We start from the raw sequence: 14,549 nt of genomic DNA on the forward strand, positions 1-14,549 counted from the left end.
TCCACCTTTTTTACTTATCATTGCACAGCATACATCCATGGCAGGAAAGGTACACCCCGTGCTGTTCGCATTTCGGGTAACCCGGAGGGATGGTTGGATAATCGTCGCCTTCAATCACTTCCGACCATTCCAGGTAATTGCTTAAATTTACATGTTCTCGTTCAAAAGCTAAAATCATCACCTGAAACTGCTCCAGGCAGTTTATGACCCAATCCTGGCGTGGCTCGTAATCCAGCCGGTCCCAGCCCAGACCTTGTTTTGCCCCTTCGATGGCCCGCAGCAGGAAGGCTTTTTCACTGTCAAAAGAATCCTTTGTCCAGGGCATTTCATCAATTTGAAATCCCACTGTACCAATTCCCACCACCGACTGGTCCTGCTGCGCCAGCCAGATGATCAGTTCCTTCTCCCGGTCTGTTTCTGCTAACATCGATCCGCTCAGCACCAGCACACTGAGGAACACGGAGGTGAGTCCATTGGACATGCGAAACGACTCTACCACCGAGTCCAGCGCGTCAGGCATGGAAATCCGGTTTGCCATAGTCTCTTCCTTTCGGTTTGATCTCGCGGCATTTGTACTAATGATACTTTGCCTTATTGAACCCCTGCCATTCCCTGGGTGCTCATAATCGCCTTCTCGTATAAGTCCTGCTCAAAATAAAAAGGTCCGATTGAGATGGGCACGGCGCCAGGTTCAAGTTTGAAGTCACGCCATACATAGAGACCATCCTCGAACTCAATGTACAAGGAAATAAACCCGCACTCTTCATCCGCACACCATGGACACACTAAAGCGGGGTATCTGTAGTACAAGGAGTCGTGCTGCCGTTTTAATAAAAAATAATCGATCATCATTTTTTGATGCTCTTCACTGCCCCAACCAAGTGCAGGGACAAAATCATACTTTCTAAGCATCTGGTAAAGGGATCGCCCATCAATAATAAAATCTGCAAACAAGGTGTTTTTGTTGCCTTCCCGGTCAGGGTCCGAATCTTTAAAGCGTGCAGCAAGCCTCGTTTCCAGTACATTGATTTTTTTCACGTGATCCTCCCTCACCGAACCGAAGAATACTTAACCGACTTGGCTTCCTTTTCTTCTATAAGCTCCTGCACCGGGGACAGCTTGATGTCCGTGATATGATTACTCGCAAAAATCTCCTCCAAACGCAGCTTGCCGCTCCAAAAAGAGACCCGCCCCGATTTCACATTGATCAGCCCTTCCGTTCCTTCCCCGTCCGTCGAATGGATCCGAAACGCGATGTAATCTTGGTTCCAGCCGATTTCATTGACGTAGGAAGCATACACCGGCTCAGCGTCTGTTTTGCCTCTAATCATATTAGCCTGATCATTCACCTGAAATAGTCTGTAGCTGCCCGGCAGAATCAGAATCCCCGGCTCGACTTGATCGCGTGCGTCCTCAACCAGAGTACAGCTGGATAAAACAAACATCAGGATGAACCCCATCCAAACCGAAACGGCTGTCTTCAACACTCGAAAAGGTCTCACGTCCCTACCTCCCCACCGATCAGCTAAAATTCCGGTTAAAACACTGTGGTGTTTCGCAGCTTACTTTATACCACACGGTATAATCCGATTTTTCTGTGATGTTCAGTTTGCCGCCGCAGCGTAAACATCTCCGGTCAGCCGCATGGCCGCGCTTGAACTCCTCCACAAAATCTTGCGCATACTCTACCTCCGCTCCGACGCGCGCTAGAGCTGCATCACTGATGTCGAACTCCCGCATATCTCCCCTTGAAGCTGAAATGGACCGCGAAAAAGCACCAAACCCGCCCACCAGCTCATGATGGTGCGTGCTGATCATCCCGCCTCCCCGTTCAAACAGCCGGATCATCGGTTCATAAATATCTTTATGCCGGGCGGCAACCGGATCGTTCTTGTCCAATAAAATACACCAATTGAGATAATGAAAAGAAATCAGCTTAATCAGCAGGAGTTCGACCCTGCCCAGATTGGGGCACAGCGTGGGCAGCTGCTCGTAGTCCAGCAGTTGACTGTTATCGCGCTTCGCCACCTGCGCCATACCGCCCCAAATACTGACCCCCTCGATGGAAAGCTCCTGCAGCAAAACCCCGACCCGGCGGTAATACTCCGCGATTAACTGTGCATCCGCTACATATTCAGCGTCTGTCCGAAACTCATGATAACGTTTATGCAGATTGACGATATAAGGTTCCACATCGATCCGCTGAAGACGCGAAAGTGCTTCATCAAAAAAACCGTTCATTCTCTTTCTCCTCACCTGCCGGCCTTCTTTTCAGCTCATTTATTGTCTAATTCTGCTCCTTCACCTTACGTTTTGTCCCGCGTTTGGGTTTGCCTTTCGCCCGGTTTTCGTCCGCGCGGTACGCGGCAATCCGTTTCACAAGCTCAATCGGCAGCGGCTGATCCAGCGGAAACTGCACCGATCCCTTGGCGTGCTTGTATGGCGTAAGTTCCTCCTCAAAAGCGGAAATGCCGCTAGGTCCCGGATACAGCCCGATGTGCTTATCGAACGCGGCAAAATGCACCAGATTCCCGTTCAAATAAAACGTCGGCATCTGATAGCTGATACGCTCCTCCGCTTCGGGAACGATGTCCCGAATGACGCTGCGGATCTGCTCCAGCTTGACACGCAACGGTTCATCAAACTGCGCGATATACTCCTCCGTATTCGTAAAGGCGGGTTTGTCCATATGTGGTACACTCCTTTTTTTAGAGGATGGACGTTGAGACGTAGACAAGCCCTGGCAGCCCGCGGACCAGATGTCCGTTTATCCCGGGATACTGCCCGCCCCATCTTCTTACCTCAATCCAAGATCCTGGCTTAATCGCACCATGTCACGCAGCTGCATCCCGTTTTCGAAAATCGGTTCCTCATAATGCCGGATAAAAAAATCCCGGTCGATCCCCGTCATCCGAAATCCGCATTTTTGATACAGCATCAGCTGAGCAGCGCCGGTGCTGCCTGTGCCAACTTCGATCGTTTTGAATCCCAGCGCCTCCGCCTGCCGTACGGCATGCTGCACCAGCTGCTTGCCTACCCCTTGTCCATGAAGGTCTTCTTTTACCGCAACATTCACCAGCTCCACGGTGTCGGGCCGGGTAGGCAGCAAAACATACTCTCCTACCACTTCCCCAGCCTTCTCACCTACGTAACAAACCCCGCGATTCAGATAGTTTTCCACAAGACTTTCGGACGGGTCTGCCAGCAGCAGCAGGTCCATTGGAGGTTGTTCGTCCGCATGCAGCGGTCTAATATGAATGGTCATCTTCATTCCCCCTCACGCTTTTTCCGGCATAAACCAAGATAACGCCATCCCGACGCCGCTCTGATATTTATGCTCGCTGTGCAGAATCGGCTGCTGCTTCAGACCGTCCAGCCGGATATACCGGGCCAGCCGTTCACGTACCGTATCGTCGTTGTCGCGTGCGCTTGCATTCACTTGAATCCCTTTGAACTCCGCTTCACACTCCAGCAGGAATGGCAGCCCTCCGCCGTATTCTTCATCCCACCAGATGTCACACAGCCCGCTCCACCGCACTTGAAAAAGCGAACCGGATCGGCGCCCGATCATCAAGCTGCCTTGGGTCAGCGGTTCATGTTCAAATACGTATAGGCCGCCCTCCATCTCACCGTCCGGGCCGGTTGGATCATTCCAGCTGTACGCGGCGCCCTCCAGCTCCTTCCAGCTGCCAACGTTAAACTGCAGCTGCTCATGGTACAAACGCGGCTCCCAGTTCTCTCCGTCATACACCTCGCCTTCGCACTGAATATCGATGCTCCACATCAGCTGCTCGGCGTATTCAGGTCCATAAGTTGCTCTCCAATAAGGATCAACGATTCCTCCTGTAATTGCCGCCTCTTGAACGGTAAACGTCCGGTCTTTAATTGTTAGACGCATGCTGTCTCCTCCATCGGGTTCGTTTTTTTACATCCGCTTGCCGGTTAATGGTCGCTTTTGCTTTCGCTCTCCCGGCGGGGCGGCTGGCTGGGCAGCGTGAACGCCTGCCCGCCTCTCATTCCTTTGCGCAAGGCGCCTCGGGGGCCACTTCCTCCAGGCGTCTTTTCACAAATTCGCCAGATTCGCTTGCATGGACTAGATGAGACCTTGCCCCTTTTCCCATTGCGGAATGGTTTGGTCCCAGGCAATTGCACATCAGCCTGCATTCCTTTAATCTTAACTTATTCCACTTCCTTCCGGTAGCGCCAAAGGGAGGATTAGGCAAGCGCAAATCAGCACCTGGGAATAGGGGAACAAAGCCATATCAAGTAAACAGCGGTCTCCAGCAGGAGCAGGCGGCCTATGGCGCGGCCAAACGAAGGGAAGCAGAATTTATATTGTACATAGGAAGAAGGACAAGCAATGATGGAAACCTCGGACAAGGTCGAACAGCTCCGCAACCGCATGCGCAAGGAGGGCTGGGACGCCTGCCTCATCACAAGCGCGGATGCGCACCTGAGCGAATACGTAGACGAGCACTGGAAAACAAGACAATGGCTGACCGGGTTCACCGGATCGGTTGGAACCGCGGTTGTTACACTGGATGATGCGGGACTGTGGGCGGACGGACGGTATTTTATCCAGGCGGAACGGCAGCTGCAGGGTTCGGGTATCCGGCTGTTCAGAATGGGACAACCCGGCGTCCCCACTGTAGAGGAATGGCTGGCGGAGACGCTTCCTGCTCAAGGGACCTTGGCTGTCGACGGCAGAACTCTATCCGTCAGCGGCTGCAATTCGCTAAACGCAGCGCTGCGGAATAAAACCGTAACGATTGTAACCGCCCAGGACCCGGCGGGCGCCCTTTGGCAGGACAGACCGGAAATCCCGAAGGATACAATCTATATCCACGAAGACCGTCACGCAGGACGGACGCGCGTGCAAAAGTTGTCCGACGTACGCCAAGCGATGTTCACCCACGGCGCTACCCATTACGTGCTGTCCGCGCTGGACGACATCTGCTGGCTGTACAACATCCGGGGCGGCGACATTCCGCATAACCCGTACGGCACTTCGTTTGCGGTGATTGAAGCCGATTCGGCCGTTCTTTTTATCGACAGCGACAAAATACCCGATTCCGTACGAGAGACGCTTGCGAGCGACCGGATTCGGGTACTGGATTACAGCAGCATTTACAGTTACCTTGGTGAGCTGGACCAGGCTGCCATCGTCTACGATCCGGACAAAACCAACGTCAGCTTGAAGGCCGCTATCCCTTCCTCCGCTGCCGTTATTGAAACCCGCGGTCTCGTCACCCTGCTCAAAGCGGTTAAAAACGAAGTGGAAATCGAAAACATCCGCGACTCCTATCTTAAGGATGCCGCCGCGCTAATCCAGCTGTTCAAATGGCTGAAAGAGACGGTGCCGGTTGAGCCAGTGACGGAACTTCAGGTGGATCTGAAAGGACGGGAGTTCCGCAAACAGCAGCCTTTGTTTGTTGACCTCAGCTTTGCCTCCATTTCCGCATATGGCGATCATGCGGCCATGATGCATTACGCGCCGACAACGGAAGGCCAATACACGCTCGGGGGCAAGGGGTTTTACCTGCTTGATTCCGGCTCGCATTTTCTGAACGGGACCACGGATATTACGCGCACAATCCCCCTCGGGCCGCTGACGGATGAGGAAAAACGAGATTTTACGCTGGTGCTGAAATCGGTTATCGCGCTGTCGGAAGCAAGGTTTTTGTACGGCAGCACGGGTTCAAACCTGGACATTCTGGCCCGCAAGCCGTTGTGGGACCACGGGCTGGACTATAAGTGCGGTACCGGCCACGGCGTCGGTTATTTTTCAAATGTGCATGAGGAGCCCCAGCGTTTCGCCCAGAAAACAAACGACGTCCGGCTGGAACCCGGAATGATCATTACGGTTGAACCCGGCGTATACAAAGAAGGCCGTCACGGTATCCGCACGGAAAATACGCTGCTCGTCGCGGAAGACCGGACAACGGAGTCGGGTCGGTTTCTCCGGTTCGAAAATTTGTGTTTCCTGCCAATCGACCGGAGCGCTGTTATACCCGAGCTGCTCACCCCGGACGAGCGGGAATGGCTGAACCGCTATCACCGGGAGGTGTTCGAGCGGCTGTCTCCGCGGCTGGATGACGAACACCGGGCATGGCTGGCCCAGGAGACGGCGGAAATTTAGCCCTCGTCTTATAAACGCTGCCCAGCCCCAAAAAAACGCCGGTTCCTTAGTAAAGGAACTCGGCGTTTTTACATTTCCGGCCAGCCTGCCGGATTATTTCGGTTTATAACTCCGGCTGCTGAACCGGATCAGCTCACTGATAAAAGGATACAGCATCGTGACATGCCCCTCTCCCTCATACTTTTTGAGCTTAAGCCGGAAATTTTCGCCTGCCAGCGGCTCCAGCCTGCTGTGCAGGTCTACGGCGTCTGCCAGCATTTTGCCGGTATCCGCTTCCACCCCCATAAGCAGCGAAACCTGAGGCAGCGAACCGTCCTGCAGCCGCTCGATGAACGAAGGGAGCCAGTCGTACAGCATCCGTCCGTTCCACCAGATCGAAGGGCTCCCCGCGATAAACGTCTGGTAGGCCTCCGGTGTCCGAAACAGCGTGCGGAGTGCAAAATACCCGCCCAGCGAGTGCCCGAACAGCGCCTGGCGCTGCCGGTCAATCGGCAGCAGCGCCTCCATCCGGGGTTTCAGCTCATGTTCGATAAAAGCAGTGAACGCCTCGGCTCCCCCTGTCTCCGGCCAGGGCGAGCCGTCGGGGCGCTGCGGCATTTTTTCCAGACTCGCCGGATCGGTATAATCGAGGAACCGCTCCCGCGTAACCATCGGCCCTTCATCGTCATAGCCGATGCCTACAATGACCATGGGCTCTACCCCATGCGGCCGCCGCCCCATCAGACGCATCGCTTCCGCAAGCGATCCGAAAATGGCGTTGGCATCCAGCGTATACAGCACGGGATAACCCTGCTCAGGCGGCGCATCAGGCGGGACGGAGACGAAAATCCGGTAATCTCTGCCGTTTTGTCCAGACCGCAAAATAAAATGTTCGGTGCGCGGGATTGCAGCCTCCGTTGTCCATCGGCCATATTTGAACATGGAGAGGCTGACACTGTTGCAGGCGCTTCCGCCAGCGTGCCCGCTGCTCAGGTTGCGAACATCACCGGCGCTCTCCGTATTGCCCTCGTCGCTTTCCGCAATGTCACCGCCGCTGCCCAACTTGCCACTGCCGCTTTCCCCCTTGCGACCGGCACTTCCCGCCGTGTCACCGCCACTGCCCACCTTGCCACCGCCGCTGCCCGCACTGTCACCGCCGCTGCCCGCCGGCCTTTCTCCAGCTCCGCTTTCTGCTGCAGCCGGGGCGAACAGCCAACATAACGCCTTCGGAAAATTCATCGCCATATAATGAACGTCATGTGTCCCTCCGGCATCCAATTGAAACCGGAACCGGTCAGCAGACAGGCCGTCTGCGGCCCAACGGCGCTGCGCCGCAAGCGAAGACTCCACCATCGTCCGCTGGATCGACTGCTTGTAGATGCCCTCGGCGTCTCCGACCGACATGTAGACCCGCTGCCCGTCAAATCCAGGACGGAGTTCTTGAAGGTAAGAGCTCACCCCTTCGAACCACAGCGAAGCGGACAGCAGGCCCAAACTGCCGAAGGTATCCGGCCGCCAGAGACCGGCGAACAGCGAAACCAGACCGCCAAGTGAGCCGCCTACGATCGCCGTATGTTTTGCATCCGGAAGCGTCCGGTATTTACCGTCGATCCAGGGTTTGCAGACATCCGCCAGCTCATCAATATACGCCTTCGCCTTTCCCCCGAACCCCGGGTATCCCGCCGCAAGCGAGTCAGCCGGCCATGGGGTGTATTCATCGTTCCGGCAGGGCGTGCCGACGCCGACCAGAAGCAGCTCAGGCAGCTGTCCCGTCCGGATGAGATGCTGCAGCTCATTATAAGTTTGCATGATAAGTTCCCCGTCATCCTGTACATAAACGACCGGATAGCGGCGCTCCAGCTCACTGCTGTAGGAGACGGGCAGATAAACCGCCAGCTCTCTTCCCTGTACCTTTTCTTGTATAAACATCGCCGTCTTCCTCTCTTCGGCACCCGCAGGCAGTCTTTACTTTTTCTTCAGCAGCAAAAAAACAAAATAAGGCACGCCGATGATCGAAATCACAATCCCGACAGCGAGCTCCACCGGCGCAAACACGGTTTTGCCGATATAGTCGCCCAGCACCACCATCGCCGCACCAATCAGGCCGCTGATCGGCAGCACATGGGCATGCCGCAGCCCGACCAGCCGTCTCGCCATATGCGGAGCAATCAGACCAACAAACCCCACGCTGCCCGAAACAGCTACACTGGCGCTGACGAGTGCAATCGCGCAGGCCAGCAGTATTTTTTTCTCGCGTTCGGCTGCCACCCCAAGCCCGGTCGCCGTATGTTCGCCCATCTGCAGCAGATCAAGTCCGCGTGAACGGTACCAGAGTATAGGCGGAATAATGACCAGCCACGGCAGCAGCGTGGCAATAAACTTCCAGTTCGCACTGTACAGGCTGCCCGCAAGCCAGACCGTCGCCATCTCAAAGTCGTTTGGGTTCATTTTTAGCGATAAAAACAACGTCATTGCCCCAAAACCCAGCCCAATCGCAATCCCGACTAACACAAGCCGCTGCGGATCAAGGCTATCCCGTTCCCTGGCAAAAAAATAAATCAGCACCGTCGCCAGCAGCCCGCCAGCAAGGCCAAAAACGGGACGGATCATCACGCCCATCCATCCGGTCAGCGTAATGGTTCCTTGAAACAAAAACATAAACGCCACCACCGCAAACCCAGCGCCGGCGTTAATCCCGAGAATTCCCGGGTCCGCCAGCCCGTTGCGGGTCACTCCCTGAATGACGGTTCCCGCCATCCCGAGCGCCGCTCCCACCAATACAGCCAGCACAATCCGCGGCAGCCGGAATGAAAAAATAACGAGACTGTTCTCCTGGGAATCATCCAAACGAAGCAGGGTCCGGAGTACGTCGCCTAAGGACATGTCGAACAGGCCGCTTGTCAAGCTAAGGTATACGCCGAGCAAAATGACGGCAACCGCACCGGCCGCCGCTGCCCATGCTTTTGCCGCTGAGCCGCGCGCCAAATCAGGCATGTTTGCCGCCCCCTTTCTTCTTGATCAGGTACAGGAAAAAAGGGACGCCCAAAAATGCCGTCACCACGCCAATCGGCGTCTCAAACGGCGCATTCAAAAACCGGGAGACAAGATCGCACAGCACCAAAAACAGCGCGCCCAGCACTCCGGACAACGGCACGATTAGCCGGTAATCCATACCAGCGGCAAACCGGGCGATATGCGGAATAATCAGACCAACAAACGCGATTTTGCCCGCAAGCGCGACAGAGACCCCGGTCAAAATCACAACCGACAGCACGGTCAGTCCCTTAATCAGCGCCGTACGTTGTCCAAGACCTGCCGATACATCGTCCCCAAGCGACAATACCGTAATCGACTTGGACACCCCGATTGCAAGCAGGAGCCCTGCCGCGGCAAACGGGAGAGACAACCAAATCTGCTGCGGCTCAATGGAATGCAGCCTGGCGTTGTACCAGAAGCTGAGCCCCTGGGAGATTTGAAAATAACTCGCCACGGCGGCGGACACCCCATTCAGAAATGTGCCGACGATCGTTCCCAGAATCGCCAGCTTCACCGGCGATAATCCGTCCGGAATAAGCCAGGCGATGCCGACGACAAGCGCGGCGCCAAGCGCCGACCCGATCATTGACACAACAATCAGGCTGACCGATCCGGTGGAGGGCAGGAACACCATGCACATCGTTACCAGAAAAACGGACCCGTCCGAGACACCCATAATGGAGGGGGAAGCCAGATAGTTGCGTGTCATCCCCTGCATCAGCGCGCCGGACACGGCCAAAAACGCGCCGATCAGCAGCGCGCCAACCGCTCTGGGCAGACGCGAGGAACGGATAATCTGATGATCCATGTTCCCCGGGTCAAAATGGAACACCGCATCCCAGATGACGGAGGCGGAAATCGCTTTGGCGCCGAAGGAGACCGATAAAATGACGGTGAATATAGCCGCTGCCGGCGCCATCCAGAAGATGACAGCCGGCAGGGATCGAGAATATCGCATTACAACACACCTTAACTAAAGTTAGTGTAGCCGGGAGCGGACTGGCAGTGCCAGTCCTCCTGAGCAGATTTGCCGGTTGGAAATGTACTCCTCCCGCCAGACCAGGCCAGCCGGCCAGTTTAATCTGGCAGTCCAGGTTGCCCGTAGACCGGTGCCGGTGGTGCCGGGGGGATCCGGTGGTGCCGGGGCATCCGGCACGGCATTCCTTGACCATTCCGTTCCTAAGTTGAACAAGCGGTTTATTTTGACAGCTCGTTTACCACGGCTTTGAGGAACTCGATTTTGCTGAAAGCTGTTCCACCTTGAGCGAGCGGGTCAACAACGTTAATGTACGCTGTGCCGTTTTTGAATGCGGCCGAATTTTTAATAATCGGATTATTTTGCAGTTCTTCAAGCGCCTTTGGACTGTCGGGATTTTCGTTCTCTGCGAACTGGATGAACAGGTAATCCGGGTTCATTTCGGCGAATTTTTCGACCGACAGCTTTTCCTGGGCTTTGGCGGCGGCGATTTCAGCCGGTACGTCCATACCTAATTCTTCGTAGATAACCGGGTTAAAATAGACATCCGCTGGGTAGACAAACATCTTGCCTTGACGGACACGCACCACGGCAGCTTTTTTGCCCTTCAGCTTTTCGCCGAGCGTCGCTTTGGCTTGCTCCAGATCGGCTTTGTATTTCGTGATAGCCTCTTCCGCCTGCGCCTCCTTGCCGCTGATTTGTCCGAGCAAGTGCAGATTCGCTTCCCAATTGGTAGAGATATGCGATACCAGAATGGTCGGCGCGATTTGATTCAGCTTCTCGGCGACTTCTTCAGGGAATTTAGTCGAGCCTAAAATCACATCCGGCTTCAGCGACAAAATCGCCTCGAAGTTTGGCTCTGTCTTTTCGCCGATCGACACGGCGTTTTTTGTCACCGGCCCGAACAGCGGCGGGAAAGCTCCGCCGAAGCTGATGGCCCCAACCGGCTGCACATCCAGCACCAGCGCATCTTCCATCGCTTCAACCGCGCCGGCAATAACAATCCGTTCAGTTTTGGCGGGCAGTTCGTAATCTTTGCCCAGATATGTAATCGTGCGCGTTTCACCGCTCGCGTCCGCGGCCGGTGCCGCAGACGCCTGCGCGGTTTCCGCCGGCTGTGCGGCTGGCGACGCGGCTGTTTGAGTGGCGGTGTTTGTCGCGGCCGGTTGTCCGTTATTCGAACCGCCGGTTGCGTTGTTCCCTCCCCCGCATGCGGTTAACGCTATAGTGAACAGCAGAATGATTCCAGCACCTAATCCTTTTTTCAACACTTGATGCCTACCCCTTTTCCTCGTCTAATTGATAATGATTATCATAACCAATTGTAAAGGGGCATTCGTGTCTATTCCATGGACAAACTTCCGAAGCCTGATGGACAATCTCCGGAAAAAATCCGCTCCGTATCCTCCAGCATCCGCTGAAGCGCAACCGGCGAGTACTCCCGCCACGGCTCTGACGCGATTTGGCGGACTCTGTTTTCCTTAACGATCCGCAGCGTAACCCAAGCGGACGAAGCCTGCAGCTGTTTCCAATAATCCAGCGTTTCCGTTTCTTTGCAGATCAGCAGCAGCACACGCCCCGGGTTCATGTTGTCCAGCTCCTCCAGCGAAATCGGCTGATTGTGTGCAGGTAGGCTGCCGGGTCCGGCAGCCCGGAATTCCAGCTCCCGGTGCAGCAGGCAGGTCACCGCGTGATCGCGATAGACATACAGCTGATTTTTTAGCAGCTTGACGACCATAACCGTTTCTTCACCAGCCAGCCGTTTGAATCTTTGTTTTTTCTCCCGTACTTTTTGGTCAAAAGCATCAATCCAGCGTTCCGCTTCGGCCTGCTCGCCCAGCAGCTCCGCTAATTCCCGCAATTCCTTTCGCCAGTCCAAACAATCGTCCCGAATGGAATGGACAGGGGCAACCCGATTCAGCCGCCATAGCTCTTCTTCCTCCAAATCCCATCCCGTAATGATCCGGTCCGGGCGGGCCAACTCCAGCCGCTTCAGATTGGCCTCCTTATAATGGTTGTGGCGGTAGGCATCCAGATGCACCGCAATATCCGCTCCGTAGCGGTCGCAGTAATAGCCGGACCATTTGGGATGCAGCGGAGCAGCATAAGGAATGATCCCGAGCGGAAGGAGATAACCCGTGAGCCCTGCCGAGCCATAGGCGGCTACCTTAACACTCCGTTTCTTTACGTACGCGGAGGGAGACAGCCCAAACGATTGCTTAAACTTCCGGCTGAAAAAAAACTCATCCCGGTAGCCAACCGCATGTGCGATGTCGCGCATCCGCCAGTCCGTCTGCAGCATCAGCCGCTTTGCCTCCCGCATCCTTACCTGCGACAAGTAGTCGAGCGGACTTTGCCCGAATGTCCGCTTGAACAGATCGGATGCATATTTGGAGCTCAGCCCGGCGATCGAAGCCAGCCGCTCCATTGAAATATCTTCTTGGTACCGGTCGTCCAGAAACGCCTTGGCGCGCTGAAGCGCTTCTGCCGTCCCCCCCTCGGCCGGCTCCGCTGCGCCCGACAGCAGCAGATAAATCAGTTCGGCACCGTCCAGTTGGGCGCGCAGCCGCTGCCTGCCGTCCCGGCTGTACAGAGTGCGGTGAATCTCCCGGCACAGCTCCGCCGCTTTTCCCGGCGGCTGCAACAGGATGACACGATTCCAGTCAAGGAATACCGCCTCACCAGCGGGTACGGCGGCATACTCCCCATCTTCTTCCCGCAGCTCCAGCAGCTCGAAGCGGATAACATACAGCGACAACTCCTCCCCCGGTTTGGAGCGGATCGCAAAGGTGCCGCCGGGCGGGCAGACCACCGCGTGATCGGGACGGACCAGCCGTTCCTCCGTTCCCACCATGACTTCGGCGCTTCCCGATACCGGCATAATCAGCGCGGCATGCCGGCTTAGCTGGTGCTCCGGCTGCTCCCCTGACGAGCCGGTGAACAGATCAATTCCTTTTATACGAACGACAAGCGCGCCGATATCCGGCTGACCTGTCCGCTTTTGTTCCATACTGATCCCTCCTGCTTCTCTGGCCTATGGCAACTAGTGATAATGATTATCATTAGCGATTATAACAAAAGCCGCCCTGCTTGAGAACAAGGCGGCCGCTTCAGAAGCATAAGTTAACCAGACTTACAGACGAATTCAATTCAAAATCCTAAATAGTGGAGTTGGGGTCTTCTGCCTCATCCTCCATCCGGTTCTCATCCGGCAGCAACGGCTCCACTTCAAAACATCCATTCCTGAACCGGACAAGATACAGCTCGTCGAAGCCTTCCGCGGCATGGGGGCGTTCCAGCTTCGCCAGTGTGCTTTTGATCCCGGCCTCCCGCACTTTGGCCCGGCCCTCCCGCCGTTCGTTCCGCTCCATGGACACCTCGTAATCGGGCTCGAAAAAGTAGCCTTTTACGGAAAACCCCAATTCCTTGGCCGGCTGGATGTAGCGCTGCCTGTCCAGAGCGGAAGGATTTGTATTATCGATGACAAACGGCTGCTTTGCCCGCAGCGATGCTTCAAGATAGATGCTCTCCCGGTTGCGCGTTCGGAGCATGTCCAGATTAATCCGCATATGCGTGGCAAAAAACCGCTCTTTGTAGAAGGTCGATTTGCCCGATGCCTGGATGCCGATAAAAATGACGCATTCCATTACGGCTCATCCCTCCGCGTATAGACATGCCGGTTAATATAATCGCGTTCCTGGCTGAAGATCGGAATGTTTAGGTCCACCTCCCATTTTCTCCGGACCGCCTCCCCTTTATGGTATTCCTGCTTCACGATGCATACGCCCCGTTTCTGCCATACCGGCAGGTCGTTCCAGTTCAGGCCGCGTTCAAGAAACAGCAGGTCCTGCAGCTGCTTCCCGCTTAACCCCTCCAGCCGTCCGTGCGGGAACTGGGCTTGTGCTGTCATGGAGATGCTGTTTTTGGTCGCATCCTGCTGTCTCCAGATAAAATAGTTAGCCGCTTCGTCATGCGGAACCACCCAAGCCCGGCTGTCAAACGCGGCCAGCGGTTTATCCGGGTAAGCTTTGGCCAGCGATTCGTTAAACTTGGCGGCTGCAAGGGAAGCGGAGACGGACACGATTTTTTGCAGATTGTTGTTAAACCAGGATTCGGTCGTCAGCTTGTCATCATTGGTCAGCAGCAGGGAAAGCTCGTCGCTCTGGTGATACACCAGTTTGCAACCCATAATATTTTCAGCTAAATACTTGCCGGTCTCCCAAAAAGCCTGCGCAAGCGCTTCGTCAAAAGGTTTGTCCATGCCCCGGGTTAGTGTATGGAAATGGCAGCCGTCGATCCGGATCAGCACCGGAAGCCGCCTTGGCAGTTCATGCCGGAACGCCTGTTCATAACCTTTCATGCGGTTGCCGAAATCGTCATTATTCATCGGAATCATCCTTTCAAGACAAAGTTGGCGGT

Annotated in this window: 15 protein-coding genes; 1 reads left to right on the forward strand and 14 read right to left on the reverse strand. The window is 55.3% G+C overall.

Annotated elements, in window-relative coordinates; all coding sequences use genetic code 11:
* Positions 1 to 10 precede the first annotated feature (10 nt).
* The 7 genes from ACE6ED_RS01155 to ACE6ED_RS01185 form a co-directional block, all read right to left on the reverse strand.
* Positions 11 to 538, reverse strand: a complete 528-nt coding sequence (locus tag ACE6ED_RS01155; protein ID WP_410825109.1) for a hypothetical protein — start codon at positions 536 to 538, stop codon at positions 11 to 13.
* A 53-nt stretch (positions 539 to 591) separates the two neighbouring features.
* Positions 592 to 1,038 (reverse strand): oxidoreductase, encoded by a 447-nt coding sequence (locus tag ACE6ED_RS01160; protein ID WP_410825110.1) that lies wholly within the window; start codon positions 1,036 to 1,038, stop codon positions 592 to 594.
* An 11-nt stretch (positions 1,039 to 1,049) separates the two neighbouring features.
* Entirely contained in the window at positions 1,050 to 1,502 is a 453-nt protein-coding gene (locus ACE6ED_RS01165; protein ID WP_410825111.1) for a hypothetical protein, read from the reverse strand.
* Between the two features lie 19 nt (positions 1,503 to 1,521).
* Complete coding sequence (locus ACE6ED_RS01170; protein WP_410825112.1) at positions 1,522 to 2,241, reverse strand: hypothetical protein; 720 nt, start codon at positions 2,239 to 2,241, stop codon at positions 1,522 to 1,524.
* A 46-nt stretch (positions 2,242 to 2,287) separates the two neighbouring features.
* Positions 2,288 to 2,689, reverse strand: a complete 402-nt coding sequence (locus ACE6ED_RS01175; RefSeq protein WP_410825113.1) for an iron chaperone — start codon at positions 2,687 to 2,689, stop codon at positions 2,288 to 2,290.
* 108 nt (positions 2,690 to 2,797) lie between these two features.
* Entirely contained in the window at positions 2,798 to 3,265 is a 468-nt protein-coding gene (locus tag ACE6ED_RS01180; protein WP_410825114.1) for a GNAT family N-acetyltransferase, read from the reverse strand.
* 12 nt (positions 3,266 to 3,277) lie between these two features.
* Positions 3,278 to 3,898, reverse strand: a complete 621-nt coding sequence (locus tag ACE6ED_RS01185; RefSeq protein ID WP_410825115.1) for a hypothetical protein — start codon at positions 3,896 to 3,898, stop codon at positions 3,278 to 3,280.
* Between the two features lie 462 nt (positions 3,899 to 4,360).
* Here ACE6ED_RS01185 and ACE6ED_RS01190 point away from each other — a divergent pair, with 462 nt between their 5' ends.
* Positions 4,361 to 6,139, forward strand: coding sequence for an aminopeptidase P family protein (locus ACE6ED_RS01190; protein ID WP_410825116.1), 1,779 nt, complete (start codon positions 4,361 to 4,363; stop codon positions 6,137 to 6,139).
* A gap of 93 nt (positions 6,140 to 6,232) precedes the next feature.
* Here ACE6ED_RS01190 and ACE6ED_RS01195 read toward each other — a convergent pair whose 3' ends face one another.
* From ACE6ED_RS01195 to ACE6ED_RS01225, 7 genes are all read right to left on the reverse strand, one after another.
* Complete coding sequence (locus ACE6ED_RS01195; protein WP_410825117.1) at positions 6,233 to 8,047, reverse strand: alpha/beta hydrolase; 1,815 nt, start codon at positions 8,045 to 8,047, stop codon at positions 6,233 to 6,235.
* A 36-nt stretch (positions 8,048 to 8,083) separates the two neighbouring features.
* Entirely contained in the window at positions 8,084 to 9,112 is a 1,029-nt protein-coding gene (locus ACE6ED_RS01200) for a FecCD family ABC transporter permease (RefSeq protein WP_410825118.1), read from the reverse strand.
* Positions 9,105 to 10,112 carry a FecCD family ABC transporter permease gene (locus tag ACE6ED_RS01205; RefSeq protein WP_410825119.1) on the reverse strand — a complete coding sequence of 336 codons (1,008 nt, stop codon included), beginning with the start codon at positions 10,110 to 10,112 and terminating at the stop codon, positions 9,105 to 9,107. Before ACE6ED_RS01205 ends, ACE6ED_RS01200 begins: the two co-directional genes overlap by 8 nt.
* Before the next feature lie 239 nt (positions 10,113 to 10,351).
* Positions 10,352 to 11,401 carry an ABC transporter substrate-binding protein gene (locus ACE6ED_RS01210; RefSeq protein ID WP_410825120.1) on the reverse strand — a complete coding sequence of 350 codons (1,050 nt, stop codon included), beginning with the start codon at positions 11,399 to 11,401 and terminating at the stop codon, positions 10,352 to 10,354.
* A gap of 71 nt (positions 11,402 to 11,472) precedes the next feature.
* The gene (locus tag ACE6ED_RS01215; RefSeq protein WP_410825121.1) at positions 11,473 to 13,140 is read right to left on the reverse strand and encodes a helix-turn-helix domain-containing protein; all 1,668 of its coding nucleotides are present in this window, start codon (positions 13,138 to 13,140) and stop codon (positions 11,473 to 11,475) included.
* Between the two features lie 148 nt (positions 13,141 to 13,288).
* On the reverse strand, positions 13,289 to 13,777 hold the full coding sequence (locus ACE6ED_RS01220; RefSeq protein WP_410825122.1) for an AAA family ATPase: 489 nt from the start codon (positions 13,775 to 13,777) through the stop codon (positions 13,289 to 13,291).
* Positions 13,777 to 14,517 (reverse strand): tRNA(His) guanylyltransferase Thg1 family protein, encoded by a 741-nt coding sequence (locus tag ACE6ED_RS01225; RefSeq protein WP_410825123.1) that lies wholly within the window; start codon positions 14,515 to 14,517, stop codon positions 13,777 to 13,779. Before ACE6ED_RS01225 ends, ACE6ED_RS01220 begins: the two co-directional genes overlap by 1 nt.
* Positions 14,518 to 14,549: the final 32 nt, after the last annotated feature.

This window comes from Paenibacillus nanchangensis, assembly GCF_046543445.1.
Taxonomy (GTDB): domain Bacteria; phylum Bacillota; class Bacilli; order Paenibacillales; family Paenibacillaceae; genus Paenibacillus_AQ; species Paenibacillus_AQ nanchangensis.